This is a genomic window from Sinorhizobium sp. FG01 (assembly GCF_002531875.1).
Lineage (GTDB): Bacteria > Pseudomonadota > Alphaproteobacteria > Rhizobiales > Rhizobiaceae > Sinorhizobium > Sinorhizobium fredii_C.
Genome location: NZ_NWTB01000002.1, coordinates 445,906 through 472,624, shown reverse-complemented (window position 1 = coordinate 472,624; position 26,719 = coordinate 445,906). Strand labels below are relative to the sequence as shown.

General features: G+C 63.3%; 20 protein-coding genes. 14 read left to right on the top strand and 6 right to left on the bottom strand.

Features of this window, described 5'->3' with window-relative positions:
* Positions 1-34 precede the first annotated feature (34 nt).
* Genes CO656_RS02185 through CO656_RS02165 form a run of 5 tightly spaced genes read left to right on the top strand, consistent with a single transcriptional unit; the run spans position 35 to position 5,746 of the window.
* Positions 35-739: a CerR family C-terminal domain-containing protein gene (locus tag CO656_RS02185; protein ID WP_037417277.1), complete on the top strand. Its 705-nt coding sequence runs from the start codon at positions 35-37 to the stop codon at positions 737-739.
* Positions 736-1,740: a secretion protein HlyD gene (hlyD, locus tag CO656_RS02180; RefSeq protein WP_097524642.1), complete on the top strand. Its 1,005-nt coding sequence runs from the start codon at positions 736-738 to the stop codon at positions 1,738-1,740. The genes CO656_RS02185 and hlyD overlap by 4 nt, the downstream gene beginning before the upstream one ends.
* Entirely contained in the window at positions 1,737-3,485 is a 1,749-nt protein-coding gene (locus CO656_RS02175; protein WP_097524641.1) for an ATP-binding cassette domain-containing protein, read from the top strand. Before hlyD ends, CO656_RS02175 begins: the two co-directional genes overlap by 4 nt.
* On the top strand, positions 3,482-4,633 hold the full coding sequence (locus CO656_RS02170; protein WP_097524640.1) for an ABC transporter permease: 1,152 nt from the start codon (positions 3,482-3,484) through the stop codon (positions 4,631-4,633). The genes CO656_RS02175 and CO656_RS02170 overlap by 4 nt, the downstream gene beginning before the upstream one ends.
* Entirely contained in the window at positions 4,634-5,746 is a 1,113-nt protein-coding gene (locus tag CO656_RS02165; RefSeq protein ID WP_097524639.1) for an ABC transporter permease, read from the top strand.
* Between the two features lie 3 nt (positions 5,747-5,749).
* Here the strand turns inward: CO656_RS02165 and CO656_RS30660 are convergent, their stop codons facing one another.
* From CO656_RS30660 to CO656_RS02150, 3 genes are all read right to left on the bottom strand, one after another.
* Complete coding sequence (locus CO656_RS30660; RefSeq protein WP_097524638.1) at positions 5,750-6,079, bottom strand: type II toxin-antitoxin system VapC family toxin; 330 nt, start codon at positions 6,077-6,079, stop codon at positions 5,750-5,752.
* 13 nt (positions 6,080-6,092) lie between these two features.
* Entirely contained in the window at positions 6,093-6,695 is a 603-nt protein-coding gene (locus tag CO656_RS02155; RefSeq protein WP_097524637.1) for an alpha/beta hydrolase, read from the bottom strand.
* Between the two features lie 112 nt (positions 6,696-6,807).
* On the bottom strand, positions 6,808-7,740 hold the full coding sequence (locus tag CO656_RS02150) for a VOC family protein (RefSeq protein ID WP_097524636.1): 933 nt from the start codon (positions 7,738-7,740) through the stop codon (positions 6,808-6,810).
* Between the two features lie 230 nt (positions 7,741-7,970).
* Here CO656_RS02150 and CO656_RS02145 point away from each other — a divergent pair, with 230 nt between their 5' ends.
* Positions 7,971-9,797: a sensor histidine kinase gene (locus CO656_RS02145; RefSeq protein WP_097524635.1), complete on the top strand. Its 1,827-nt coding sequence runs from the start codon at positions 7,971-7,973 to the stop codon at positions 9,795-9,797.
* A complete protein-coding gene (locus CO656_RS02140; protein WP_097524634.1) occupies positions 9,794-11,137 on the top strand; it encodes a sigma-54 dependent transcriptional regulator in 1,344 nt (447 codons plus the stop codon). Before CO656_RS02145 ends, CO656_RS02140 begins: the two co-directional genes overlap by 4 nt.
* Positions 11,138-11,277: 140 nt before the next feature.
* On the opposite strand, the gene CO656_RS02135 is transcribed toward CO656_RS02140, so the two are convergent.
* The 3 genes from CO656_RS02135 to CO656_RS02125 form a co-directional block, all read right to left on the bottom strand.
* Complete coding sequence (locus CO656_RS02135) at positions 11,278-13,587, bottom strand: AGE family epimerase/isomerase (protein ID WP_097524633.1); 2,310 nt, start codon at positions 13,585-13,587, stop codon at positions 11,278-11,280.
* Between the two features lie 58 nt (positions 13,588-13,645).
* The gene (locus tag CO656_RS02130; protein WP_097524734.1) at positions 13,646-15,190 is read right to left on the bottom strand and encodes a phosphomannomutase/phosphoglucomutase; all 1,545 of its coding nucleotides are present in this window, start codon (positions 15,188-15,190) and stop codon (positions 13,646-13,648) included.
* A 415-nt stretch (positions 15,191-15,605) separates the two neighbouring features.
* The gene (locus CO656_RS02125; protein WP_083853960.1) at positions 15,606-16,784 is read right to left on the bottom strand and encodes a glycosyltransferase; all 1,179 of its coding nucleotides are present in this window, start codon (positions 16,782-16,784) and stop codon (positions 15,606-15,608) included.
* A gap of 329 nt (positions 16,785-17,113) precedes the next feature.
* Here CO656_RS02125 and CO656_RS02120 point away from each other — a divergent pair, with 329 nt between their 5' ends.
* From CO656_RS02120 to CO656_RS02085, 7 genes are all read left to right on the top strand, one after another.
* Positions 17,114-18,436: a polysaccharide biosynthesis/export family protein gene (locus tag CO656_RS02120; protein WP_050988226.1), complete on the top strand. Its 1,323-nt coding sequence runs from the start codon at positions 17,114-17,116 to the stop codon at positions 18,434-18,436.
* Between the two features lie 41 nt (positions 18,437-18,477).
* Entirely contained in the window at positions 18,478-20,757 is a 2,280-nt protein-coding gene (locus tag CO656_RS02115) for an exopolysaccharide transport family protein (protein WP_050988225.1), read from the top strand.
* On the top strand, positions 20,736-21,698 hold the full coding sequence (locus CO656_RS02110) for a glycosyltransferase family 2 protein (protein WP_097524632.1): 963 nt from the start codon (positions 20,736-20,738) through the stop codon (positions 21,696-21,698). The genes CO656_RS02115 and CO656_RS02110 overlap by 22 nt, the downstream gene beginning before the upstream one ends.
* A 5-nt stretch (positions 21,699-21,703) precedes the next feature.
* Positions 21,704-23,008 carry a glycosyltransferase family 4 protein gene (locus CO656_RS02105; protein WP_234819628.1) on the top strand — a complete coding sequence of 435 codons (1,305 nt, stop codon included), beginning with the start codon at positions 21,704-21,706 and terminating at the stop codon, positions 23,006-23,008.
* A gap of 181 nt (positions 23,009-23,189) precedes the next feature.
* A complete protein-coding gene (locus CO656_RS02100) occupies positions 23,190-23,867 on the top strand; it encodes a sugar transferase (RefSeq protein WP_037417248.1) in 678 nt (225 codons plus the stop codon).
* A 435-nt stretch (positions 23,868-24,302) separates the two neighbouring features.
* Entirely contained in the window at positions 24,303-25,823 is a 1,521-nt protein-coding gene (locus CO656_RS02090) for an oligosaccharide flippase family protein (RefSeq protein WP_037417336.1), read from the top strand.
* Positions 25,824-25,860: 37 nt separating this feature from the next.
* Positions 25,861-26,682 (top strand): methyltransferase, TIGR04325 family, encoded by an 822-nt coding sequence (locus tag CO656_RS02085; RefSeq protein WP_037417245.1) that lies wholly within the window; start codon positions 25,861-25,863, stop codon positions 26,680-26,682.
* Positions 26,683-26,719 lie beyond the last annotated feature (37 nt).

Sequence of the window (26,719 nt, the reverse complement as noted above, 5' to 3'; positions counted from 1 at the left end):
TGACTTAGTCGTTTGAATGATATAATTTCAGCAAATGATGAAAAACAAGGACACCATGACACAGCTCAAGGCCGAGCGCGGCGACGCCACGCGAGAGAAGCTTCTCGCCACGGCGATCGACATCTTTGGCCGCTACGGCTTCGACGGCGCCACGACGCGGAAGCTCGCCGATGCGGCGGGCGTCAACCTCCAGGCCATCCCTTATTATTTCGGCGGCAAGGAGGGCCTCTATATCGCCGCGGCCGAGCACCTGGCAGCTCTGATCGGCAACCATGTCAGCGATTTACGCGCCATCATTCATGGACGCCTTGCCGAACTCGAGGAGCAGGGCCAGCCGATGACTGCAGCCGAGGCGCGCGGCTTCCTCACCCAGATGGTCCAGAGGATGATCGTTCTCTTCGTCAGCAAGCAATCGGAGAGCTGGGCGCGCTTCATCATCCGCGAGCAGATGGAGCCGACCGAGGCATTCACGCGCCTCTACGGCAACATCATGCGGCCGATGATCGAGATGGCCCGGCGGCTGATCGGCGCCATTCTCGAGGACGACCCGGCCTCCGAGCACATCCGGCTCAGAACCCTCTCCTTCGTTGGCAGCGTGCTCGTGTTCCGCATGGCGCATGCGGCCGTCTATGCGCAGCTCGAATGGGAAACAGCCGGGCCGAAGGAGATCGAGACATTGCACAGGCACGCGGCTGAACTTGTCGCGATACTCGGTGCGGAGAAGGATCGCCAGCCATGAAGAAGATTGCACTCATCGCCCTTGCCCTTGCGGCCGGCGCGGCCGGCGCCTGGTGGCTGGATCTGCCCGCCCGGATCGGCTGGGCCGAAGACCACAGGAACACGGTTCTCTACGGCAATGTCGATATCCGCCAGGTGTCGCTCGGCTTCCGCGTCAGCGGCCGTATCGCCGAACTGCGCGTCGACGAGAGTGATACCGTCAAGGCCGGAGACGTCATCGCCAGACTGGATGCCGAACCGTTCCAGCAGGCGCTGGACGCCGCCGAGGCGGATGCCGAGGCGCTCCGCTCAACGCTCGCAAAGCTCAAGGCCGGCGCTAGGCCAACCGAGATCGCCCAGGCTCGCGCCGCCCATGAGGAACGCCTTGCCGAACTCCAGAATTCCGAACTTGCCTATCAGCGGGCGCAACGACTGCGGCCGGCCGGCACGATCTCGCAAGCCGAGCTCGACCAGGCGATCGCAAGCCGTGCCGCGGCCACGGCCCGTGCGGCCTCCGCACGCGAGGCATTGGCCCTGCTCAAAGAGGGAAGCCGCGTCGAAGACATAGCCACGGCCGAAGCGCAAGCGAATGCGGCAACGGCCAAGGCCGAGAGCGCCCGCACCGCACTCGAGGACGTCTCGCTGGTCGCGCCGAGCGCCGGCGTCATCCTCTCTCGCGTCCGGGAAGTCGGGGCGGTCGTCTCGCCGTCGGACACCGTTTATGTGCTGTCTCTGACCGCGCCCGTCTGGGTCCGCGCCTATGTCGCCGAACCGGACCTCGGCCGCGTCCACCCTGGGATGAAGGTCAAGGTGACCTCAGACTCTAACCCCCGGCAAGGCTATGAGGGAACGATCGGATTCATTTCGCCAGTGGCGGAATTCACGCCGAAGTCGGTGGAAACGCCCGAGCTTAGAACCGATCTCGTCTATCGGCTGAGAATCGTCGTCGACAAGCCGGGCACTGACCTGCTCCAGGGCATGCCGGTGACCGTGCACCTGCCAGGCCAGGAGACCGGGTCATGACATCCGCTCCCGACAACTCGGCCGCGGCGGCGCCTTTCATACGGCTGTCGTCCGTCTCGAAGCGCTTCGGCGAGGCGCCACCTGCCCTGGACTCCATCGACGGCATAATTGCGGGCGGCAGGATCACCGGCCTAGTCGGTCCGGATGGCGCCGGCAAGACGACATTGATCCGGCTGATGACCGCGCTGATGCTGCCCGACCAGGGTACGGTCGAAGTGCTCGGCTATGACACGCGTAGGGATCCGGCGAGCATCCAGGCGGCGATCGGCTACATGCCGCAGCGCTTCGGGCTCTACGAGGATCTCTCGGTTCAGGAGAACCTCGATCTCTATGCCGACCTGCGCGGCCTGCCGCTTGCCGAACGCGGCCGGATATTCGCCGAGCTGCTTGAATTCACCGATCTTGCCCGTTTCACCGCGCGTCTGGCCGGCAAGCTCTCCGGCGGCATGAAGCAGAAGCTCGGCCTTGCCTGCGCGCTTCTGCGTAAGCCGCGGCTGCTGCTGCTTGATGAACCCGGCGTCGGCGTCGATCCGATCTCGCGGCGCGACCTCTGGAAAATGGTCGAGAACCTGACGGCGGAAGGCATAGGCGTGCTCTGGTCGACGGCCTATCTCGACGAAGCGGAAGCCTGCGATCATGTCCTGCTGCTCAACCAGGGCAAGCTACTGTTTTCCGGTTCGCCGCACGAGATGACCGGGCGCGTCGAAAATCGAGTCTTCCGTCTCTCCGGCACGGTCGGGCGACGGCGCGAAAGACTGGCACGCCTGCTGGACCAGGAGGGCGTCGTCGACGGCGTCATCCAGGGCGAAGCGATACGCCTGGTGATGAGGCCAGGGCTCGCCCCTCCGTCTCTCGACGAGGCATCTTCCGGCCGCGCCACGACGACACCGCCGCGCTTCGAGGACGCTTTCGTCGACATGCTCGGCGGCGGTCCCGGCGGGCAGTCACGGCTCGCTGAGACCCAGCGGCCATTTACCACCGACGGCGGCCGGCCGGTGATCGAAGCGCGCGGGCTGACGAAGCGCTTCGGCGACTTCACCGCCGCCGACAGCATCACCTTCGAAATCCCGCGCGGCGAGATTTTCGGCCTGCTCGGTCCCAACGGCGCCGGCAAGTCCACCACCTTTAAGATGCTGTGCGGGCTCTTGAAACCCACCGCCGGCGAGGGTCGGGTCGCGGGCTTCGATCTCCGGCGCGACGCAGCCGAGGCGCGCAACCGGCTCGGCTACATGGCCCAGAAGTTCTCGCTCTACGGCGACCTCAGCGTCCTGCAGAACCTGAATTTCTTTGCCGGCGTCTACGGTCTCTCCGGCTTGAGGAAGCGCGAGCGGATCGACCTGATGACCGAGATCTTCGATTTCCGCGCGATCCGAGACATGTCGGCGAAGGACCTGCCGCTAGGCCTCAAGCAGCGGCTGGCGCTCGCCTGTGCCGTCTTGCACGAGCCGGAGGTGCTCTTTCTCGACGAACCGACGTCCGGCGTCGATCCGATCACCCGGCGCGAGTTCTGGACCCATATCAACGGGCTCGTCGAAAAGGGCGTCACCGTTCTCGTCACCACCCATTTCATGGACGAGGCCGAATATTGCGACCGCATTTCGCTCATCTATCGCGGCCGGTCGATCGCCCTCGGCTCGCCGGACGAGATGAAAGCGCGGGTCACCGGCAAGGACCTGCCGGATCCGACCATGGAAGACGCCTTCATCGCTCTAGTGCAGGGCTCGGAGGCAAGGGAGGCAGCATGAGTGCCGACCAGAAAAGGCGGGAGGCCGAAAGCTCTGGCCGCGGAAGGCGCTTCGCAGCCCTTGTGCGCAAGGAAACCTACCAGGTGGTGCGCGACCCGAGTAGCATCCTGATCGCCTTCGTGCTGCCGTTGATCCTGCTCTTCCTGTTCGGCTATGGCGTGTCGCTCGACACGACGCAGACGCGGATCGGCCTCGTCGTCGAGGAGGCGACGCCGCTGACGCGCGATCTTGCCGCGAGCTTTCAGGCTTCGCGTTATTTCGCCGTCGTCAATGGCCGGGACCGCCGCGAGTTCGAGGACGACCTCGTCCTCGGACGAGTGCGGGGCATCGTCGTCATTCCGGCGCGCTTTGCGGCCGACCATGCGGCGGGACGAAATCCTGCGGTGCAGGTGATCGTCGACGGGTCCGATCCGAACACGGCGAATTTCGTGCAGAACTATGCGCAGGGAACGGTCGCCAATTGGGAGCGGCAGCTTGTGAGCGAAGGCCAAGGCCAGTTGCCGGCGATCGCCGCCGAACAGCGCTTCTGGTTTAATCCGGAACTGACGAGCCGCAACTTCTTGGTCCCTGGCTCGATCGCGATCGTCATGACGCTCGTCGGCACACTGCTTACCTCGCTCGTCGTCGCCCGCGAATGGGAACGCGGCACCATGGAAGCGATGATGGCAACCCCCGTCTCGGCTGCCGAACTGCTTGCCGGCAAGCTTCTGCCCTACTTCATTCTCGGCCTCACCTCGATGACGCTCTGCGTTCTTCTCGCCGTCTTTCTGTTCGGCGTCCCGTTCCGGGGGTCGGTGGTCGCGCTTTATGCGCTCTCCGCGGTCTTTTTGATGCCGGCACTCGGGCAGGGTCTGGTGATCTCTGCCGTCACCAAGAACCAGTTCCTGGCGTCGCAACTCGCACTGATCACCGCATTCCTGCCGGCCTTCCTGCTTTCGGGCTTCCTGTTCGAGATCAACTCGATGCCGACCGTCATCCAGTGGATCACCTACGTCGTGCCGGCGCGCTATCTCATCCCCAGCCTGCAAACAGTGTTTCTCGCCGGCGACATCTGGCCGATGTTCGCCCGGGCGATTGTGGTGATGTTCCTGATTGGCTGCGTTTTCTTCGCGCTCGCCGCACGCAGCACCAGAAAGAGGATCGGTTAGATGTGGTGGGGCAGACTGAAGGCGCTGATCGTCAAGGAACTGCTGGCCGTGCTGCGGGATCCGAAAGGCCGCACGATCCTGATTGGCCCGCCGATCATCCAATTGCTCGTCTTCTCCTACGCGGCGACGCTCGAGGTGAAGAATGTCGACCTCATGGTCTTGAGCCGCGACAACGGCCGCTGGAGTGAGGAGCTCGTGCAGCAGATCGGCGGCTCGCCGACCTTCCGTTCGATGCGGCTCGCCGACAGTCCCGCCGAGGTCCGCGCCGCGATCGATAACCAGCACGTGCTGGCCGCTCTGGAGATCGGCCCCACCTTTTCCCGCGACATCGAGGCGGGAAAGCCCGCCGAAGTGCAGATGATCCTGGACGGGCGGCGCTCCAACGCCTCGCAGATCGTGTCCGGCTATCTGAGCCGCATCGTCGGTGCGCTCGCAGCCGAGGCTCCGGCCGGCAAACGCGCCGCCTCCGAGGCGATCAGGGTCGAGGCGCGCAACTGGTTCAACCCCAATCTGACCTTTCAGTGGTTCATGGTGCCCAACCTCGTGGCGAGCATCGCTCTCCTGATCGGCCTGATCGTCACTGCGCTGTCGGTCGCTCGCGAGCGGGAACTCGGCACATTCGACCAGCTCATCGTCTCGCCGCTGCGGACGCACGAAATCCTGATCGGCAAGCTCATCCCGCCGATGATGATCGGGCTCTTCCACATCACCATCTATATTCTGGCCGCCGTCTTCGTCTTCGGCGTGCCGCTGCGCGGCTCGCTGCTGCTGCTTTACGGAAGTGCCATCTTCTACCTCGCCGCAGTCGTCGGACTCGGCCTCTTCATCTCGGCACTGTCGATGACCCAGCAGCAGGCCATCCTCGGAGCATTCCTGTTCATGGTTCCGGCCATGCTGCTATCAGGTTTTGCGACGCCGATCGAGAACATGCCGGCCTGGCTGCAGCCGGTGACGCTGATCAATCCGCTGCGCTATTTCCTGGTCATCGTGAAGGGCGTCTTTTTGAAGGATATTCCGCTCGCCGAGGTGGTGCACCAAACCTGGCCGCTGTGCCTGATCGCCGTCGTCACGCTTTCCTCCGCCGCCTGGCTTTTCCGCCGCCGACTGGAGTGAGGGTCAGAGGAGACGGACGGGACCGGGATAGCGGCCGACGATTTCGTCGGATGTCACGAGCACAAAACCTTCGACAATCGATTGGGCGACGAGGATGCGGTCAAATGGGTCCTTATGGATCGGAGGAAGCTGATCGACGGCCACCGCATGAGCGCCGTTTACCGGCAGTTCCGCATAGCCGTTGTCGAGCAGTCCGCGACGCAGTAGCCGAGGATCGGCCTGGAAGTCCGCCCGCCCGAGACCGCGCTTGATGGCGATTTCCCAAAGGCTCGCCGCGCTGAAATAGGGCGCGTTTGCACGGTCTTCGATGAGCGCACTCGCTCCTTTTGACAGGCGGCCGGGGCTGCTAGGCTTTCAGGAACCGCTCGATCGCCGCAATCTCGTTCTGGCGGATGTCGTGTCCCCCGGAATGCCATTCGAGGTCTACTTCCGCGTTCTGCGCCTTGAAATAGACCGCGAGCGCTTGCGTCAGCGGCGCCGGGCAGATCGGATCGCGCTCGCCGGCGGTGATCAGCACCTTCCGGCCCGCCAGCGCGGCATTGTCCTTCGGACGGAACGGGATCAGCGGATGCATGAGCACCGCCCTGTCGAAGACACCATCTTCGATCAGCACATTGGCGAGGATATTGGCGCCGTTCGAATAGCCAAGACCGATGATCTCCGAGGCATCATGCTCGGCGGCAAGCGCTTTCACGAAGCTAGCCATCTTGTCGGTGGCGCGGGCGAGGTCCGCCATGTCATAAACCCCCTCGCCCGTGCGCCTGAAGAATCGAGCGGCCCCGTGCTCGGAAACGTCGCCGCGCGGCGAGACGATGGTCGCCTCGGGCAAGAGCTCGGCGCCGAAGCCGAAGAACTGGTTTTCGTCGCCCCCCGTTCCGTGCAGGGCGAAGAGGATCGCTTTGCCGGGCTTGCTTGCCCTCAGCTTGTGAACATAGCCATGGTCGGCCATTGAATTCTCCTTTTCCGCCAACAGGTCGGCGGTCGTTTGTAGCACGGAACTTCAAGAGCGCTTGCGCCTCCCGCGCATCGACGAAGGAGGAGCGGAGCGCCGAAGGACACGTTTAGCCTTCCAGCTTTTGCAAGTGGCTCTCGAGGATCGGTCGCAGATGCTTGTGCTGCTGCGGCAGTTTCAGCGCGTCGCCGAGATGGGCGATCTCCTCGTCGCGGTCGAAGCCGGGTTCGTTGGTGGCGATCTCGAACAGCACACCGCCTGGGGTGCGGAAGTAGATCGCCCAGAAATAGTCGCGGTCGATCACCGGCGTCACATGGTAGCCGGTATCCATCAGCGCCTTGCGCACCTCCAACTGCTTTTCGCGATTGTCGACGGCAAAGGCGACGTGGTGCACCGAGCCGGCCCCTTGCGCGGCGCGGTTGATATTCGGCAATGTCTCGAGGTCGACAAGGCTTGCGCCATTGCCGCCCGGCACGATCAGCCGCGTGACGCCATCCCTGCGGTCGAGCTCTTCATAGCCCATGAACTTCAGCAATTCCGCGGTCGCGCCCTCGTCGCGCAGCCGCATGGAAACCGAGTGGAAGCCGCGAATCGCGTGATCCTCGAAAATTCCGCTTTCGGTCCAGGGCGTGCGCGAGTCGTCCTCGACCTCGACCAGGGCAAAGCCGTCGCCGTCCGGCCCTGTGAAATTCAGGCGTTTTTCGCCGAAGGCCTCCTCAGCCTTGACGCCGGTGACGCCGAGTTGCGTCAGGCGCTCCTGCCAGAAACCGAGAGACCCCTTCGGCACGGAGAAGGCAGTCGTTCCGACCTCCCCCGTCCCTGCGCGCCCTCGCGGCATCTGCGGAAAGGGGAAATAGGTCATCACCGTGCCGGGCGTTCCGGTTCTGTCGCCGTAATAGAGATGGTAGACGTCCGGCGAATCGAAGTTCACGGTCTTCTTGACGCGGCGCAGGCCAAGCGTGTTCGTGAAGAAGTGATTGTTGGCACGGGCATCGTCCGCCATTGACGTTACGTGATGCAGGCCTCTGATCTGGTCGAGCATTTGTCGCTGCCTTTCTGCCCGTCTATCCTCGGGCTTGTCGATGCCGGATAGATGCGCTCTTCCGCTCGAGCGCGAAAGACCAGTGGCAACAAACGCATTGTCAACGTTGTGTTGACGTACATCGATGTTCGTCTATACCGCACGGTATTCACCGCTTGCCACCGGTCGAGCACGCTCTTACGATCCGGAATACTGTCTGAAATCCGCGGGAGGAGGAGCCCGGGCATGCCGTGAAACATCGCTTCCTGCTCCTGCTCCTGCTCCTGCCGGTTGCCGTCGTGACGCTTGCCGTACAAGGCAATGTCGTTGCGACCCGGAGCTACATGCAGGAAGCCTCGGCGCAGGCGAATACGGCGCTGAGACTGGCGGTTGCCGCCCTCAGCGGCCATCTCAACCGCTATCAGGCTCTGCCCGCCTTGATCGCCGATCACGATGACATCAAGGAACTGGTGACGCGCCCGCGGGATCGCCGGCTGCGCGAGTCCGTCAACGGTTATCTGAAAGAGATCAATGCGCTCCTGAAATCGTCCGACATCTACGTCATCACCCCCGACGGCGACACGATAGCCGCCAGCAATTACGACGGACCGGCAAGCTTCGTCGGCCAGAATTTCAGCTACCGCCCCTATTTCCAGGATGCGCTCAGGGGGGAGCAGTCCCGCTTCTATGCGCTCGGGACGACATCGCTGAAGCGCGGCTATTACTTCGGCTCGCCGATACGTATCGGCGAGGAGATCCACGGCGTTATCGTCTTCAAGGTCGATATCGAGACCATCGAGGCCTCCTGGCAGGGCGGCGAGTACAGAATTTTCGTTTCCGATCCAGAAGGCATCATCTTCATGAGCGGGGATCCGGAATGGCTTTACGCGAGTATCCTTCCCCTGACGCCGGATCGGCTTTCCCGGACGGAAGCTTCCAGGCGCTATGCCAATGCTATCCTTCACCCCCTGCCGGTCGCTCGTAGCGAGGTCGACGGTCATGCATTGATTAAAGTCTCGGGAGCAGACAGCGCCCGGGAGTATCTTGTCCTCTCGCACTACATGCCGGAAGCGGACTGGACGGTGAACGTACTGACCGACACGGCTTCGGTCAGGACCCAGGCGCTGACCACGGTCGCAGCCGCCATCCTGTTGCTCTGTCTTGCCGGGTTGGCGGTCGCGATCCTCATCCAACGGCGGGCGCGGCTGCGCGAGCGCATGCTGATGCAGGCGCAGGCGCAGGAGGAACTCGAGCGCCGGGTCGAGGAACGCACCGCCGATCTCGCTCGCGTCAACGAGCAGATCGAGGCCGAGATCGCCGAACGGCGGCTTACCGAGCAGCAATTGCGCCAGACGCAGGCGGACCTCGTCCAGGCGGGCAAGCTCGCCGGGCTCGGCCAGATGTCGGCCGCCCTTTCGCACGAGTTCAACCAGCCGCTTGCCGCCGCCAAGACCTATGCCGACAGCGCGGCGCTGCTGATCGAGAGGGGGAGGACGACGGAAGCGAGCGACAATGTCAGGCGCATCTCCGGGCTCATCGACCGCATGGCGGCAATCAGCCGGCATCTGCGCAATTTCGCCCGTAAGCCGAATGAGAAGCTCGGCCCCGTTCCGCTCGAAGACGTGATACACGACACGATGGAGATCGTCGCGACACGCCTGAAGACGGCGCAGGCTGCAATCGACATCGACCTCGGCCCCGAAGCGCTGGTCGTCCGCGCCGGATCGGTGCGGCTGCAGCAGGTGCTCGTCAACGTGATCTCCAATGCGGCCGATGCGGTCGAAGGGCTTGATGACCGCACGATATCGCTGCGCGCCTGGCGCGAAGGCGACATGGCGGTGCTGACCATCCGCGATCGCGGGCCTGGCGTCGCCCCCGCCATCGCCGAGCGCATCTTCGATCCTTTCTATACGACCAAGGGTGTCGGCAAGGGTCTCGGCCTTGGCCTCTCCATTTCCTACAATATCGTCAAGGATTTCGGCGGCAGCCTGACTGTGTCGAACCATGGCGAGGGAGGAGCCGTGTTCCGTATCGTGCTTGCCGTCGTTCCCGAAGCCGAGAGGGAGGCGGCAGAATGAGCGAAAGCCGCGTGCTGCTCGTCGACGACGAAGAGGAGTTGCGCCGTTCGAGCGCGCAGGCGCTGGAACTCGCGGGCTTCCGGGTCGATACCTTTGCCGGCGCCGAGCGAGCGCTCGAGTTCATCAGCTTCAGTTTTCCGGGCGTCGTCATCAGCGATATCCGCATGCCGGGAATGGACGGCATGACATTCCTGCAGCGCATCCGCGAGATCGATCCGGAAGTGCCGGTGATCCTGGTCACCGGCCATGGCGACGTGCAACTGGCGGTCCGGGCGATGCGGGAGGGAGCCTATGACTTCGTCGAGAAGCCATTCACGGCGCAGACACTTGCAGGCACGATCCGCCGGGCGCTTGATTGGCGCGGCCTGGTGCTCGAGAACCGGCGCTTGCGGGCCGTCGCTGGCAAGCGCGACGATATCGAACAGCGCCTGCCCGGGCGAAGCCAGGGCATGGTCGACCTGCGCTACCGGGTGCGCGCCATCGGCGCGTCGGACGCCGATACGTTGATCATCGGCGAGACCGGCGTCGGCAAGGAGGTGGTGGCCCGGGCGCTGCATGATCTGAGCAGCCGGGCCAACAGCCCCTTCATCGCCATCAATTGCGCCGCCCTGCCGCAAAACCTGATCGAAAGCGAGCTCTTCGGCCACGAGCCGGGGGCATTCCCCGGGGCGCTCAGGCCGCGTTACGGCAAGTTCGAGCACGGGCGCGGCGGCACGATCCTGCTCGACGAAATCGGCTCCATGCCGTTCGATCTGCAGGCGAAATTCCTGCGCGTACTGCAGGAAAGGGTGATAACCCGGCTGGGCTCCAACGAGACAGTGCCGCTCGACGTGCGCTTCATTGCCACCAGCAAGCTGGAGCTCGAGCCGGAGGTCGCCGCCGGGCGCTTCCGCGCCGACCTGCTCTATCGGCTGAACGTCGCGACCTTGCGCGTCCCGCCGCTTGCGGAACGCCGCTCCGATATTCCGCTGCTTTTCATGCAGCTCGTCCGGGAATCGGCCGCCCGCTACGGCCGCGACGACATCGAGATCTCGCCCTCGCTCGCCTCAGAAATGGCAGCGCGGGACTGGCCGGGAAATGTCCGCGAACTGCGTAATGCCGCCGAACGGCTGGTGCTGGGCCTCGAAACGGACCGCAACGAAGCAGCCTCGCCCGCCAACGGGTCTCGCCTTGCCGACCGGGTCGCCGCCTTCGAAAAGAGCGTCATCGCCAGCGCCCTCGCAGCACACGGCGGCGCGCTGAAGCCGGTCTATGAATCGCTCGGCATCTCGCGCAAGACGCTCTACGAGAAAATGCAGAAGCTCGGCCTCGACAAGCGGGCCCTGACGGACGAGCCGTAGACGCGAAGCCTTACAGCGCCGCGCGTCATATCAGACGCGCAGGTCGCTGTAGCACTTTGAATTGCTGCATGTCTTTTGTCCTCAAATCGAGATCGATCCAAGGAGACATGCAGTAGGCGCGTGCTCCGCTCCATCTCGTCTCACGCTGTTGCCTTGCCAAGCGCGGTAGAGGGATCCACGGCGGCGCTGCTTTGCGGGGAGGCAGGCAATTGGTAGATGACTGCCGTCCCTTCCGTCTTGTCGAGATACTGCATGAGAGCGGTGACGAGGTGGTAGAAGATCGAGGCCGGAACTTCGTTAGCGACGACCCTTCCCTTCTCGTCGATGCGGTCGATCCACATTCCGAGGGGGGCGGGGTCGATATGCCAGCGGAACAGGTGGCCGACGCGCGCCTCGATCTCCGGCTTGAGGTCCGGTCCGCCGGTTCCTTCAAGCGCGATCGCGGCCTTTATAGCCTCGGCCTGCGGCCAACTGCGCGAGATGACGTCGAGCGGCAGGCCGGATCGCGAGACGGCGCCATAGGCCAGCCCGGTCGAGCGGTTGAGGCCGTTGGCGATTGCGGATGCATAGAGTTTCCGGGCAAAGGGGATCAAATCCGTCTGCCTGCTCTTGGAGACGAAATCGACCAGAAGAGATGCCCATTCGAAGTGATGGCCGGGCTCGGTCCACTGGCCCTGCTCGCCGGCGGCCGGCCGCCAGGAATCGTCGAAATATTCTCCGAGCGTCCAGCTTTCGACATCGAAGAAGTGACTGCGGAACAGATCGATGATGCGGGCAGCGCGCCGAAGGTAGCTGCGCTCGCCGGTCGCCGCGTGCCAGGCGAGAAGGGCTTCGAGCAGGTGCATGTGCGGGTTCGTGCGGCGCAGCTCGGTGCCGTCGGAGGTTTCCAGGAATCCAGTCAGCCGTTCGTCCTCCAGATGGGCGTCAAGGAAGGCGAAGGTCTCCTGGCCAAGGCGCAGCGCTTCCGGGTGTCCGGCCTGGTGGGCATGAGCAAGCGCCAGGAGCACGCAGGCATGATCATAGGTGTCTTCGCAGCCATCGGCGATGGCGCCGTCTTCCTGGAGCACCCTTGCCCAGCCGCCCCGCTTCGTGCGGCCTTTCTCCATGAATGCGATGCCGTGCGCGATCAGCCGGTCGGCATCGCCGTCCCAACCGCGCAGCTTTGCCACGGAAAAGGCGTAGACCTGACGGGCCATGGTGCGCATGCGCTTCGGCTTGATCAGCGGCGCGCCATCGAAGCTCAGCGCTTCGTGAAATCCGCCATTCCGCTCGTCGACGCCCGCCGTCGACCACAGCGGCAGGGTCTCTTCGAACAGCCAATGGGCGACCCGCTGCCGCCAGGCCCCTGGCAGCAACACGCGGTCGTGCGCCGGCGTGAACTTGGTCTCCAGCCGCCCGCTCTTCTCCAGCTGTTCGACGATGCGTTTGACCTCCTGGCTCTTAGCCACCGGCGCTACGAAGGTCGCGTCGGCCGTCGCCACGATCGCGATATCCTTCAGCCCGATAACCGAGAGCAGGCGGCCCTGGCTGCGCAGGTAGGAGTGCTCGCAGTCGATGGCGACGACGTCGCCGATCGCAACATTGCCGGTCGCATCGGTCGCGCTGACGTCAAGCAGCGACTGCCAGGAGCCGAGGTCGCTCCAGCGGAAGCTTGCCGGCACCATGGCGATGTCGCCGGCATGCTCCATGATCGCGTAGTCGATCGACACCGAAGGAATTGCCGAATAAAGCCCCTGCGGCAGATACGCGCCCGACACCTCGCTCACTGCCGCAGCATGGGCGCGCTCCGCCTTCTCCCAAATCTCCGGCTGAAGCATGCGGAATGCCGCGCGCATGGCGCTCGCGCGAAACAGGAAGATGCCTGCGTTCCAGAAAAAGGTGCCGGCCGCGACATAGGCCTTTGCCGTTTCCAGGTCGGGCTTTTCGACGAAGCGCGCGACATCGCGGACATCGCCCTCCCCAGTCGCCTCGATGTAGCCGTAGCCGGTCTCCGGCTGGCTTGGCGGGATCCCGAAGATGACAAGCCTGCCCGCATCGGCAGCCGGCATTCCTCTTTCCACCGTTTTCCAGAATTGCTCCTCAGTTGAAATTTCGTGGTCCGAAGGCACGACCAGCACCAGCCCGTCACCGTGGGCAGCGATCGTCTCGAGCGCGGCCACCGCCACCGCGGCCGCCGTGTTGCGGGCGACGGGCTCGAAGACGGCGCGACCGCCCGCAAGATCGATGCCGGCCATGTCGGCGCGCACTCGCTCGGCATGGCGTTCGGAGGCGATCAGATGGATCGGCGTATCGCCCGCTGGGCGAGCTTTGAGCCGCCGGATGGTGCCGAGCAGCATCGAGCCATGGCCGGAAAGGTCATGGAATTGCTTGGGATTGTCCTCGCGCGATAGTGGCCAAAGCCGCGAGCCGACGCCGCCGCTCATCACGAAGCAGGAGATCCGTTCCGCCATTCTCTCGTCCCCTTCCCTTGCCCGCCAGCCGGGCGGAATGCCGCACACGTCTTGCCGCTCAGAACGTCTGGTTATAGGGGCCGACCTCCGCATGCTCCCTGAGAACACGGTCGACCGCCGCAAACATGGCCCGCTGCTGTGCTTCCGACACCGGGCTTTCCACCACGACGACAAGCTCCGGCTTGTTGGAGGAGGCCCTCACCAGACCCCAAGTGCCGTCCTCGATCACCACACGAACGCCGTTCACGGTGACCAGGTCGGCGATCCTCTGACCGGCAATCGGCAGACCGTCGCGCTGCATGGTCCTGAAGCGCTCCAGCACGCGCTCGACGACTGCGTATTTCACCTCGTCGCCGCAATGCGGCGACATCGTCGGCGATCCCCACGTCACGGGAAGAGCGCGATAGAGCTCGGCCATGCTGCTGTCGGGATTGCGGTCGAGCATTTCGCAGACAACGATCGCGGTGATCAGCCCGTCGTCATAGCCGCGCCCGAGAGGCGGGTTGAAGAAGAAGTGACCTGATTTTTCGAAACCCGCGATGGCGCCGAGTTCGGCGACCCTGCGCTTGATGTAGGAATGGCCGGTCTTCCAATAGTCGGCGCGAGCACCGTTCGCCTTCAACACCGGATCGGCCGCGAACAGCCCGGTAGACTTCACATCGACCACGAACACCGATTGGGGATGCAAGGCGGACAAATCCCGGGCCAGCATCACCCCGACCTTGTCGGCGAAGATCTCGCGGCCCTCATTGTCGATCACCCCGCAGCGGTCGCCGTCGCCGTCGAAGCCCAGCCCCACATCGGCGCCGCTTTCAAGCACCTTTTCCCGGATGGCATGGAGCATCGCCAGGTCCTCGGGATTGGGATTATAGCGCGGGAAGGAATGGTCGAGCTCGCAGTCGAGCGGGATTACCTCACAGCCGATCCGCTCCAGCACCTGCGGCGCGAAGGCGCCGGCGGTGCCATTTCCGCAAGCCACCACCACTTTCAGCTTCCGGGCGATCCGCTTTCCACGGGTCAGATCGTCGATGTAGCGCTGGCGGAAGTCCGGGACGAATTCATAGGAGCCGCCGCCGGCGAGGTCGAAGTCGGCCTCCAGCACTATCCTTTTCAACTCGGCCATCTCGTCCGGACCGAAAGTCAGCGGCCGGGCCGTGCCCATTTTGACGCCGGTCCAACCGTTCTCGTTGTGCGAGGCGGTCACCATCGCCACCGACGGCACGTCGAGCGCGAATTGCGCGAAATAGGCCATCGGCGACAGCGCCAGGCCGATGTCCCTGACCCGTGCGCCGGCGGCCATCAGCCCACTGGCCAAGGCCAGCTTGATGGCAAGCGAATAGGAGCGGAAGTCATGCCCCGTCACAATGTCGGGGCCGGCGCCCGAGCGTCGGATGAAGGTGCCGAGCCCCATGCCCAGAGCCTGCACCCCCATCAGGTTCAGCTCCGGAGCCTTCCCGTCGTCCGGCCGCCCGAACCACCACCGCGCGTCGTACTCCCGAAAGCCTGTCGGCCTGATCAGCGCGCTCGTCTCGAGAGCAAATCGGTCGGATTTGGGCTCACGCGGGGAGCCTGGTTTGAAGGAAGCAAGATCCATCTGCATCATCTCGCATGCCGCTGGCTGTTGAAACGGGAAGAGCGTCGCCGCGGCAACCACGGCTAACCTGCGGCACGAGGATACTGTTCGCCTGAACGGAAGATCCCCGGCCGCAATGTCGGGATCGGCAACTTATACGCGTATTACTGACATAAAATCCAATGAATTACTTTGGTCTATCTGTCCAATAGATGCTATTGAGGAAGCTCTACTCTCTCTCCGATGCAGAAGTAGACTTTTGCTAAACATTTATACAGGCCTAAGCTACTCGAAATTAACAATAACAGATGCTGGACCGCGAATGAAGTATCACATTCTAATAATCTATGTAGCGATATAGTATTAATGCGATAGCATTACAGGCCAGCATGTTCGCCCGCCGCGCTTTTGGCAGCGCAAGAGCACACTGTTCCCCGGCTGGCAATCAATGAAAGGGCGTCAGGGCTTCGGCATCATGCGTCGAGAACCCGGCGAGCGCATACTTGCCATCGGCGAAGGGTAGCGAGCGGCGATGCCGCAGTTCCTCATCGACGACAGATTGGATGCCGGACCTGAACCGCCTCACACTGAATTGCGCTGCATGCGTCCTGATGACATCTGCCCGGAAGGAATCCTCCCTGGCCTCAAAGGAATAGATGGCCTTGATCAACCCTTCGACTGTCTGGTTCTCGAACAGAATGCCCGTCAGTCCTGGCACGACCGTTTCGACCGCGCCGCCGCCGCCGTAGGCGACGACGGGACGGCCGCTCGCCATCGCCTCGACTGGAACGATGCCGAAGTCTTCCTCACCGGGAAAGACAAAGGCACGGCATTTCGCGAGCTTCTCCTTGAGCACGGCGAACGGCGCACGCCCCAGAAAGGTAACGGTCGGACCGGCCATGCGCTTCAGCCTGGCAATGTCCTGCTCCTTACCGCCGCCGATCACCACCAGGTTCTTGCCCATTTTGGTGAACGCCTCGACGGCGAGGTCGATCCGCTTGTAGGAGACGATCTGCCCGGCGCAGAGATAGAAATCCTCGACCTCGGCCGAAGGCGAGAAGTCCTCGATGCCGACAGGCGGATACACCACGGTGGCAGGTCGGCGGTAATACTTGCCGATGCGGGCCGCCACATGGTGTGAATTGGCGATGAACCGGTCAACGCGAAGGCTGGTGTTGACGTCCCATGTGCGCAACATCGGCGCCAGCACCGGCATCATCATGCGCGACAGGATACCCGCACTCGAGCGGTAGGCGTGATAATGATCCCAAAGATAGCGCATCGGAGAATGGCAATAGCAGATATGGGCGGCATGCGGCGGCGGGATGATACCCTTGGCCGGACCGGATTCGCTTGAGATGATCAGGTCGTAGCCGCTGAGGTCGAGGCTTTCGAGCGCAAACGGCATCAGTGGCAGCAAGGATTGATAGTGGCCGATGGCCCCGGGGACTCGCTGCAGAAAGGATGAAGTCACCTTGTGCTTCTTGATCGTATCGGAAACCTGTGCCTCGTCGTAGACTAAGGTGAAGATATCCGCTTCCGGATAGAGATCACACAACGCCTCGATCACCTTCTCGCCACCGCGCATCGAAACCAGCCAATAATGTACGATTGCGACGCGCATAGCTGTCCCTCGCTTTCAATACCCCAGCTCAGCATGCGTCAGACGGGCATGTCGTTGATAGCGCCAAGAACGGTTCGCGCCCGCATCCGAGCGAACGATGTCCCTGATCGAAAGGGTTAGGTCGGGCTGGGGTCCGGCGCAGCGCTAGGGCATTGGGCAGGTGTCGCCTATACGATAGTTTCCCTGGTTTAGGCAGCTTCCCCAAAAGGGATTAGCCGCGTTTAGGCCGCAGTCAATTTTATCTCGAACGTTTTGAGCCGACAATCAGGGCCGGTTTTGCGTTCGGCCGCTCGGCGGATCGCGACCTTCTGAGAAATTTGCGAGGTCCCATGCGAACTGCCGGTCAGAGCCTGCCGAAGCTGATGCGTACCCTCGGACGCGCATCGACGTTTTGCTCCGCAATCGGTCTGGTGGCCTTCGGCGCCCTTGCGTCGGCCCATGCCGATTCCGCCTTTCGCCTGCAGCCGCAAACGAGAGTTAAGGTGGCGATCGTCGAGTGGATGGCGTCTACCGGCGAATACAAGGAATGGTCCGCCCTCAACGGAGAATACAGCGTGTCGCCGTCCGGCACGATCTCCGTGCCCATGGTCGGGGAGATCACCGCCAAGGGCCGCACACCGGCCGAGCTGTCTTCAGCGATTGCCGATCTGCTGAAGCAGCGTACCGGGCTAATGACGGCACCGCAGACGACTGTAGAGGTCATCCGATATCCGATGATCTATGTCACCGGCCTGGTGGATCGCCCGAGCGAACTCGAATACAGGCCGGGCCTGATGGTCATGCAGGCCGTGACCATGGCAGGCGGGAGAGAGCGGCGGACAAACCCGGCCGGCGGATACTCCGACATGGAGCAGATCCGCTACACGGGCGAGCTCAATCGTGTGGAACTGGAGTTGCTTCAATTGGCGGCCCGCCGCGCGCGGCTGCGGGCCGAATTCGGCGAGAGCCCCAAGGTGGAGTTCCCTCCGGTGCTGACAGGCGCCAAGGGCGCCGCGATCCAACAGATGATCCGGGACGAAACCACGCTCTTCGATGCCCGGCGTGAGGCGCTGCGTCGACAGATCGAGTCTCTCAACGAACTCGCCACCCTGCTGAAGAACGAGATCGATGTCCTTGAGGAAAAGAGGGTTTTCAAGGAACGGCAGGTCGTGATCGCCCAGGATGAACTGAAGGGCGTGTCGAAGCTGCTTAGCGACCAGACAGTGACGAAGTCGAGGCAGACCTCGCTTGAACGGATACTTGCCGAACTCCAAAGCGACAACCTCGACCTGCAGATCGCCGCCATGCGTGCCAGGCAGAAGCTCAGCGAAACCGAACGTGACGTGGTCACGCTCCAGGGACAGCGCCGCACCGAGGCGGGACGCGACCTGCAGACGACGGAAGCTTCGATCGAGGATCTGAAGGTCAAACGTAATACCTATCTGCAACTCCTTCAGGTGAACGGCGCCTCGCTTTCGCGCATCGCCAGCCTCAAGACGTTCGATCAGCAGCCCCTGGAATACTGGATCACGCGCGCCGGCCAGGACGCACCATTCAGGGTTACGGACTCAACACTGCTCGTGCCCGGCGACGTTCTGGACGTGCGCTCGCCGCTGCCGGAGGCGGTCGACATGCAACTTCTGTCATCCGTCGGAATCGAACAGTCACAATAACCACAAGCGCATGAGCGCCGCACCTTCGATAGGGAAGCACAATGGTCGTGCATGACATCTCGAAAATCGTACTGGACGAGAACTTCGAGGCGCGCCGCGCCGATCGGCAGGAGAATATATCCTTTCGTGACGTGACCGATTTCCTACGCCGGCATACGGCACTCATCGGGTCATTCGGGGCGATCGGGCTTGCACTCGGCGTGTTCTACATCCTAAACACCTCGCCCTCGTACACAGCCACGGCGCGGCTTGTCATCGATCCGGAGCAAGGACGCATCGCCTCACAGGACGCATCAACCGGCACGATCATCATCGAGGCGGCCGAAATCGCCAGCCAGGTGGAGATTGTCAAGTCCGAGGCGATCGCGCGCGCCGTCATCGAGCAACTGAACCTCACGAAAGACCCGGAAATCGTCAGCACCTCGTCCTGGATGTCCTCCATCAAGGAAACGGTGAAATCCGTCTTCACGCTCGGCGCCAAAGATGAAGCCGACAACGTGCCGGACGAGGAATATCTCATGCGACGCACCATGGCGACGTTCCTGTCGCGCATGACGGTGCGTCGGGTTGGCCAGTCCTACGTGCTCGAAATAGGGTACACTTCGCTTGACCCTCAGAAGGCGGCAAAAACCACCAACGCCATCGCCATGGCTTATATTAAGACAGGCTTGAACGAGCGGGCAGAAGCGGCCCGCAGCGGCGCCCGCTGGCTCGAAAGCCGGCTGATGGAAATTGGCGAACAGGCGCGTGCCGCGGCAATGACCGTCGAAGATTTTCGTGCCATGAACGACATCACGACGATCGGCACGACTTCGACGCTCGAGCAGCAGCAGCTCTCAGAGCTCAGCAGCCAAATGCTGGCAGCGCGGGCAGCGACCGCGGCCGAGTCCGCCAAGCTGATGACCTTCCAGGAGGTGATCGCGAGCGGTTCGATAATGGCGGATATCGACGAAGGCGCCGACAACCCGCAACTCCAGAAGCTGCGCGACGAGATGCGCGCCGCCACCAGCAAGCTCGAGAATCTCAAGGCCCGCTACCACGAAGGCAATCCGGCCATCGTCGCCGCCAAGGCCGAGATCGAACGGCTCGAAGCGGCCATGCGCGCCGAGTTCCAGCGGATCGAGCGGCTCTTGCGGTCGCATGTCGACATCGCCCAGACCCGCGAAAAGCTCCTGGAGACGGAGCTTGCCAAACTTACTGCGGCCGGCGCAGGCAAGAACGTTGCCCGCGTGGAACTCTCCGAAATGGAAAGCCGAGCCACGACCTACCGCAACATGTACGAGGGTGTCCTGCAACAACTCATCGGTGCGCTACAGACGCAATCCTTCCCGCTCGGCAAGGCTCGCATCGTGATGGCGGCTACCGCCCCCCTCGGCAAGACCTGGCCGAAACCCTCGACGGTCCTGCCGCTTTCGCTGGCCCTCGGTTTGGGAGCGGGACTGGTGATGGCCCTGATGCGCGATGGTCTCGACCGCCGCGTCAGTTCGAGCGAGCGCCTCCGCGCCGAACTCGGCATCGCATCGCTCGGACACGTTCCGGTCTACCGAGGCGGACCGCGGCCGCAGCAGCCGGCCATTGCGTCAACGATGCTGCCGCTTCGCTCGGTGCTTGACATGCCCTATTCGCGCTTCTCCGAGGCATTGCGCGGTGTCAAGAATTCCATTGATTCCGCCTTCCCGGCCAATGCCACAGCCGTGGTCGGCGTAACGTCTGTCGGCCCCGGGGAAGGCAAGACGACCATCGCTGCCAATCTTGCGCAGCTCTACATGAACGAAGGCACGTCCGTTCTACTGGTCGACGCGGATTTCATCGGCTCCCGTCTCAGCCGCGTCACGAGCGAGGACGGCGCGAACTTCGGCATGGAGAGCCTGCGGCTCATCGGCATATCGGGACAATATTCGAAACGGAGATCGAGCGGCGAGACACCGAACCCCGAGGACTTCGACGGCAAGGCGGTATGCTGCGTGCCGGTGCTGACGGTCGACCAGACCCGCAAGGCGGCGGTCGCGCATCAGCGCTACGGCCACTTGCCGGCGTTGAAGGCTGAGCTCGAACTCTTGCGGCAGCGCTACAAGGTGATCATCGTCGACATGTCCGGCTTCGAGGATTCTGCCGACACGCGGGTGATTTGCACCTATCTCGACGGTATCGTCGTCGTGCTCGGGCAATCCGACAAGATGACGGTCGAGCGTCTTGCCGAAGCGCTTTCGACCTTTGGCAAGTCGCGCGTGGCGCTGCTCGGCGTCATCTCGAACCGCAGTGAAGGTCCGCGTCGTGCCAAGATGAAGGATCGGAAGCCATGGCGCCCGAGCAGCATGTGATTCCGTCCGCCGTTCGGCCCGAAAGCACCAAGGCGTCGCCTTCGACAGGCGCCTCCACGACCAGGATCGCCATCGGCATCGCCAGCGCCGGGCGACGGGAGGTTCTTTCGGCGGTTCTGCCGCTGATTGCCCGTCAGACGCGCAGGCCAGATGAGGTGATCGTCTGCCTGTGCTCGACGGCCGACATCGACCAGCACAGCATCGACATGCTCGACTGTCCCGGCAAGGTCATCCTGTCACAGCGGGGTCTCTGCCGTCAGCGTAACGCGATCCTGACGGCCGTGACCGCGGACGTCGTGCTCTTTCTCGACGACGATTTCCTGATGGCGCCGGACTACCTCGGGGAACTCGAGCGCCTCTTCGAGGAGAACCCCGGCATCGCGATGTCCACGGGAACCGTGGTCGCCGACGGCATCATCGGACCAGGCATTTCGATCGAGGTCGGGCTCGAGACTATCGACGCGACCAAAGGCAAGCCGCGCCCGGCGGAAAGGCTGGAGCCGGTCTACAACGCCTATGGCTGCAACATGGCCATCCGGATGGCGGCCGTCAGGCGCGGGCAGCTGCGATTTGACGAGAACCTGCCGCTATACGGCTGGCTCGAAGACGTCGACTTCAGTCGGCTGGTTGCGGCCCACGGCAGCATCGTGCGCTCCAACCGCCTGCTCGGTGTTCACCTCGGCACCAAAATATCGCGGACCCCCGGCGTCAAGTTCGGTTATTCGCAGATCGCCAACCCCATTTACCTCGTGCGCAAGAAGACGATGAGTTTGCCAATCGCGGCGGTCCAGGTGGCACGTAACCTGATCGCCAATATCGTCAAGGTCTGGAAGCCGGAGCCCTGGGTCGATCGCAAGGGCCGGCTGCGGGGCAATGCACGCGCCTGTCTCGACCTTTTCTTGGGTCGCCTCGGGCCGCGAAATGTTGAAGGACTGGAGTAGGGTCCATGACCGGCATCCCGCCCGCCCGCATCGTCATCATCAATGACCGCTCCACCAGGGTCGGCGGAGCGACCAATCTCGCGATCCTTTCGGCCGAACTGCTGCGGCGGCGCGGACTTTCGGTCACGTTTTTTGCCGGCGACAACGCGCCGGGGGAGCCGCCCGCGGACGACATGATAAACCTGGGACAGGCTCCGTTGCTCGACCGGACGCGAAGCGACGCTCTGCGCCTGGGCCTCTACAATCCGCGGGCCCACGAGGCGTTGAGCGGACTGATCTCGACCCGCGATACGCCGACGACGATCTATCACGTGCACGGCTGGTCGAAGATCCTGTCGCCAGCCATTTTCCGCGCACTCGCCAAGGTGCGCGAGCGGGTTGTCCTGCATGCCCACGACTATTTCCTCGCCTGCCCCAACGGAGGCTTCGTGAACTACAGGACGCAACGCGTCTGCGAGCTTGAACCGATGTCGCGCCGATGTTTGGCGACGCAGTGCGACAAGCGCGGCCTGCATGAGAAGCTCTGGCGGACGGCGCGTCACCTCTTGCGCGAACATCTCTTTCCCACTCGCAGCGCACCTGCGCACATCGTCATCGTCCATGAGAGAATGCGCGAATACATGCTGCGCGCCGGAATCGGCGACGGGCGCATCTCGACGATCCGCAACCCCGTCTCTCCGCTCGCCGGGCCGGGCCTGGCGCCCTGGACGCGCTCGAATTTCGTCTTCATCGGACGGCTTGAGGAAGAGAAGGGGTACAAGGACGCGGCGCGCGCAGCGCACCTCGCCGGTGTGCCGCTGCATTTCATTGGCGACGGCGCAGGCCGCGCCTTCCTCGAGCGGGAATTTCCGCAAGCGAGGGTTCACGGCTGGAAATCCAAGGAGGCCATGCATGATATCGTGTGCGGGGCACGGGCCGTCGTCGTTCCCTCGCGGGTGCCCGAACCCTTTGGCCTGGCTGCGCTTGAGGCCGCCGGCAGTGGATTGCCCGTCATCATCACCAAAGCGGCTCTGCTTTCTCAGGAAATCGCGGCCTCCGGCTGTGGCTTGTCCTTCACCCCCGCGAATGTGGACGACCTTGCCACAGCCATGCGCCGCATCGCATCCGACGACGATCTCGTTCACCGGATGAGCATGACCGGCGTGGCTGTGGCCGGGCAATTGTCACACACGCCCGAAAGTTGGGCCGACGCACTCATCGATCTCTACGAAAGCATTCTGCTGCGCGGCCGATCAGATCCACGGGCACCGGCCACACTGCCGGCCCCTCGCGCGGCAGGCTGGGGGACCCTGCGCGATCAGATCTGGTGATGCTCGCCACCATTGACATCGTGACGGCTAGCACGCCGTCCGTCGACCGGCCGAGCGTCATCCTGATTTTTCCTGCCGTGTACGTCCATTGGACTAGGTGTTGGCCATCATGATCGGATTGTCAATCAAGGTGGCCGCTGGCAGCCTGAAGGACATCGGACGACTTCGAGGAGCGAGAGATATGCTGTCTATTTCCGATGGCGCGGCAAGAGGGGAACGCTCCATTCCGGCGACGGTTGCGGCGCCGCGCGGCGACCGCGGTAAACGCATTTTCGACGTGACGGTTTCCGCTGCCGCGCTCCTGTTCTTCGCGCCGCTGCTGGCAGTCATCGCCGTCGCGCTGCTCGCCGTGGACGGCCGGCCGCTGATCTTCCGTCACGCACGCGTCGGCGCCCAGGGCCGGCTGTTCGATTGCCTTAAGTTTCGATCGATGCGGCGCGATGCCTCGGAACGGCTGACGGAACTGCTCGCGACTGATCCCGAGCGTCGACGGGAGTGGGCCGAGAAACGGAAGCTCAGCAGCGACCCCCGGGTCCACTGGCTTGGGAAGATTCTTCGAATGACCTGCCTCGACGAGCTGCCGCAATTCTACAACGTGCTGCGTGGCGACATGAGCCTCGTCGGACCCCGCCCCATACCTCCGGACGAGACCGAGAAATACGGCAGCAACCTGCACTACTACACATCGTTGAAGCCCGGAATGACGGGAATGTGGCAGGTAAACCGGCGGGCCGACACCACTTACGAGGAACGCGTCCAGTACGACATCAAGTATTGCCAATCCCGGTCGGCCTATCTCGACCTGGTGATCATCGTGAAAACGGTCGGCATCGTCCTGTTTGCAACGAACTATGCGTAATGGGGCGATTCACCAGATGAAGATGACGAGCGCAGCCCAAAAGATGAGGCAAAACGCGATTGCCAGCCAGCGAATGACCAATTGCGCGTTCCATGAAGTTCGGCTGGTCATGATGTCCATTCCGCCAAATGGTGCCTGCCTCGACATCTGCGGCGAGCCCTTCGTTCCTGCCGGGGGGCAAAATGTCCGCGGAGAGACGATCGCCTCCGCCTGCCCATCCATTCACAGGCGCAAGTCCCGGTTGCCCTACTCGTCATCCTGCGACCGACGGCAAATCGACCCACGCCTCTATGTCATAGGACACCCGTCATGTGGTGATATTTCGGCAACAGAGTGGTGTTTTCCAGTCCGTCGTGGCACACGTCCCGCGGCTCCCAACCGCGAGCGGGCGATGCCAGTCGGCAGGCCGGACGACCGGACGATCCGCGAGCGATGATGCGGCGCCATCTTTCCATCGCCGCCGTACACCTCGGAAACCTGTCCGCCGGTCTGCGGCGACTGGTGAGCCTTCCAGCCCTGGTCGGGGATGGCTTCATGGCCCTCTCCGCCAAAGTGGTCTCCCAGGCGGTTCAACTCGCTATTTTCATCGTCGCCGCGCATGTCCTGGAGGCTGCCGAGTTCGGATTCTTCGCTTTCAGTTCATCCTTCGCCATTTTCGTCCTCGTCATGGCCGAGGGCGGGTGGGGAGAATTTGTCATGAAGGCGGGAGCGGACAAGGTCGATCTAGACCAGCTCGCGACCATGTCGATCCTGTCGGGCGCGATCGCGACACTGCTCGGCCTGCTTGCAGCGCTGGCGGCCGTCTCGTGGTTCGCAGACGGCTGGTCGGCCGTCCTGATCCTCCTGTTCAGCGCCTGGTACTTGCCGGCGTCGCTCTCCACGGTCTACGACGGCATCCTCATCTCGCGCGGGCAATTGCGTGGCCAGTCCCTGATCCGCATCGCCGGCGAAGCCGTCGGACTTGTCGTTGCGATCGGCGGGCTGTGGATAGGCCAAGGCATCGCGGCCCTCATCTGCGGTCGGCTGGCGCAGCAGATAACCTTCCTTGGTGCATCGATGGTGCTCGTGCGCTGGCTTCCCTCCCTGCGCCTTTGCCGCGACTTCGCGCTCGAAGTGCTCGAGTTTTCCCGTCATATCGTCGCCAACCGCCTCGTCGTGTTCTTCCGCTCCTATGCGGGCACGCTGGTGGTCGGCAGCGTTTTGGGTCTTGCGGAGGCCGGTTACTATCGCGCCGCCGAGCGGATCGTCGCCGCGTTTTCCGAATTGATGGGCGAGCCGGCGCGCATGCTGGCCTGGATCGTCTTCGGCCGCGCCGGCGGCCAGGCCAAGGGTGAGCGCGACCGAGCCGCGATCGGTTCCACGGCAACCACGTTCATGACCGTGCTCATGGCAGTCTCCGCTCCGGTCTATCTCGGCCTCGCGCTGGTGTCGGGTGGACTGATCGACGTCCTGCTCGGCGAGAAATGGGCGCCCGCCGCCATTCTCGTCGCCATTCTGGCAGCCAAGCAGACCCTGCTCATTCCCGGATACGTGACCGAGCCGCTGCTTTCGCTGAGCGGCACCATTCACAAGATGCCACGGGCCATAATGCTGAACGGGGCGATCTCCGTCGGTCTCATCGTGCTGCTGACCCCGTTCGGCGCGATCGCCACCGCGCTCGGACAGTGCCTTGCGGCCGTCATCTCATTCAACATCTCGATGCGCCTTCAAACCCAACAGGGCGGCCTCGTCTGGAGCCGTGTGCTCGGCAATTGCGGCCTGGTGGCCATCGCTGTCGTGGCGATGGCGGCAACCGTGCTGCTCCTTGGCAGGATTGCCGAGGTGTCGGCACTGAGGCAGATCTCGACGGTCGCTCTCCAGGTCGTCTCCGGCGCCTGCATCTATGTAGCAACGCTGGCCCTCCTGCAGCGGTGGGGCGGCGCGCTGAAGCCTATTTTCGCTTTCGGGCGGCATTGACGACTGATCCAGTGACGCCTGCCACGGGGGACCACAGATGCTGGGCAACGATATCAGGAACACGGCCTATCCACTGTTGCGCCGCGCGGTTCGCAGCCTCAACCAGTCGCTCACGCCGCTGCGCGCTGCCGGCGGACGACTGCGTTATCTTTCTCCCTTCCCGCAGCGGTTCACCGGCGCTTATGCCACGTTCGAGGAGGCGCTTGCCACCGCGCGGTCGAACGGTCTCGCCGGCTACGATCACGAGGAAATCGCCGAAGTCGCGTTCGAGCAGATGTGCAAGGTGGCACCCTGGGACTATCCGGTGCTGTTCTGGATGCACCAGATCGCCGGCGAGGTTAACGGGCTCGTCGATGCCGGCGGCCACATGGGCACGAAGTACCGGGCGTTCCGCAATCTCATGCAATTCGACGACACGTTCCGATGGGTCGTCTACGATCTGCCGTCGATCGTCCAGGCGGGCCGGCGCAGGGCCGAGCGAGAAAATCTCCCCGCGTTGCACTTCGTGGAGTGCATCGCGGATGCCGGGCCGGTTGAGCTCTTCCTGGGCTCCGGTCTACTGCAATACCTCGACGTCCCGTTGTCTCGGCTCCTCAACGAACTCCCTGTCCCCCCACGACATCTGATTTTGAACAAGGTGGCGCTACGAAAGGGAGGAGCAGTGGTCACGCTTGAGCGCATTGGACGCGCGACCGTTCCCTACCAGATGCGCGATGAAGGCGCGCTGCGCCAGGACATCGAACACCTCGGCTACACGCTCGTCGATCGCTGGACAATCCCCTCGCTCGCCCACGTGATCGAGACGCATCCGGAACTGGGCGCAAGCGAGAGCGCCGGCTTCTACTACCGGCTCGGATAACAGCATTACCCCGGCGTGCCGTTTGCGCCGCCGGGCG

Excerpts from the sequence above, each read along its gene's own strand:
- CO656_RS02150 (WP_097524636.1), bottom strand. The coding sequence starts at position 7,740 with ATGCTCGACCAGATCAGAGGCCTGCATCACGTAACGTCAATGGCGGAC.
- CO656_RS02115 (WP_050988225.1), top strand. The coding sequence starts at position 18,478 with ATGGTCGTGCATGACATCTCGAAAATCGTACTGGACGAGAACTTCGAG.
- CO656_RS02185 (WP_037417277.1), top strand. The coding sequence starts at position 35 with ATGATGAAAAACAAGGACACCATGACACAGCTCAAGGCCGAGCGCGGC.
- CO656_RS02090 (WP_037417336.1), top strand. The coding sequence starts at position 24,303 with ATGCGGCGCCATCTTTCCATCGCCGCCGTACACCTCGGAAACCTGTCC.
- CO656_RS02085 (WP_037417245.1), top strand. The coding sequence starts at position 25,861 with ATGCTGGGCAACGATATCAGGAACACGGCCTATCCACTGTTGCGCCGC.
- CO656_RS02100 (WP_037417248.1), top strand. The coding sequence starts at position 23,190 with ATGCTGTCTATTTCCGATGGCGCGGCAAGAGGGGAACGCTCCATTCCG.
- CO656_RS02105 (WP_234819628.1), top strand. The coding sequence starts at position 21,704 with ATGACCGGCATCCCGCCCGCCCGCATCGTCATCATCAATGACCGCTCC.
- CO656_RS02175 (WP_097524641.1), top strand. The coding sequence starts at position 1,737 with ATGACATCCGCTCCCGACAACTCGGCCGCGGCGGCGCCTTTCATACGG.
- hlyD (WP_097524642.1), top strand. The coding sequence starts at position 736 with ATGAAGAAGATTGCACTCATCGCCCTTGCCCTTGCGGCCGGCGCGGCC.
- CO656_RS02120 (WP_050988226.1), top strand. The coding sequence starts at position 17,114 with ATGCGAACTGCCGGTCAGAGCCTGCCGAAGCTGATGCGTACCCTCGGA.
- CO656_RS02155 (WP_097524637.1), bottom strand. The coding sequence starts at position 6,695 with ATGGCCGACCATGGCTATGTTCACAAGCTGAGGGCAAGCAAGCCCGGC.
- CO656_RS02170 (WP_097524640.1), top strand. The coding sequence starts at position 3,482 with ATGAGTGCCGACCAGAAAAGGCGGGAGGCCGAAAGCTCTGGCCGCGGA.
- CO656_RS02165 (WP_097524639.1), top strand. The coding sequence starts at position 4,634 with ATGTGGTGGGGCAGACTGAAGGCGCTGATCGTCAAGGAACTGCTGGCC.
- CO656_RS02130 (WP_097524734.1), bottom strand. The coding sequence starts at position 15,190 with ATGATGCAGATGGATCTTGCTTCCTTCAAACCAGGCTCCCCGCGTGAG.
- CO656_RS02110 (WP_097524632.1), top strand. The coding sequence starts at position 20,736 with ATGGCGCCCGAGCAGCATGTGATTCCGTCCGCCGTTCGGCCCGAAAGC.
- CO656_RS02125 (WP_083853960.1), bottom strand. The coding sequence starts at position 16,784 with ATGCGCGTCGCAATCGTACATTATTGGCTGGTTTCGATGCGCGGTGGC.
- CO656_RS02140 (WP_097524634.1), top strand. The coding sequence starts at position 9,794 with ATGAGCGAAAGCCGCGTGCTGCTCGTCGACGACGAAGAGGAGTTGCGC.
- CO656_RS02135 (WP_097524633.1), bottom strand. The coding sequence starts at position 13,587 with ATGGCGGAACGGATCTCCTGCTTCGTGATGAGCGGCGGCGTCGGCTCG.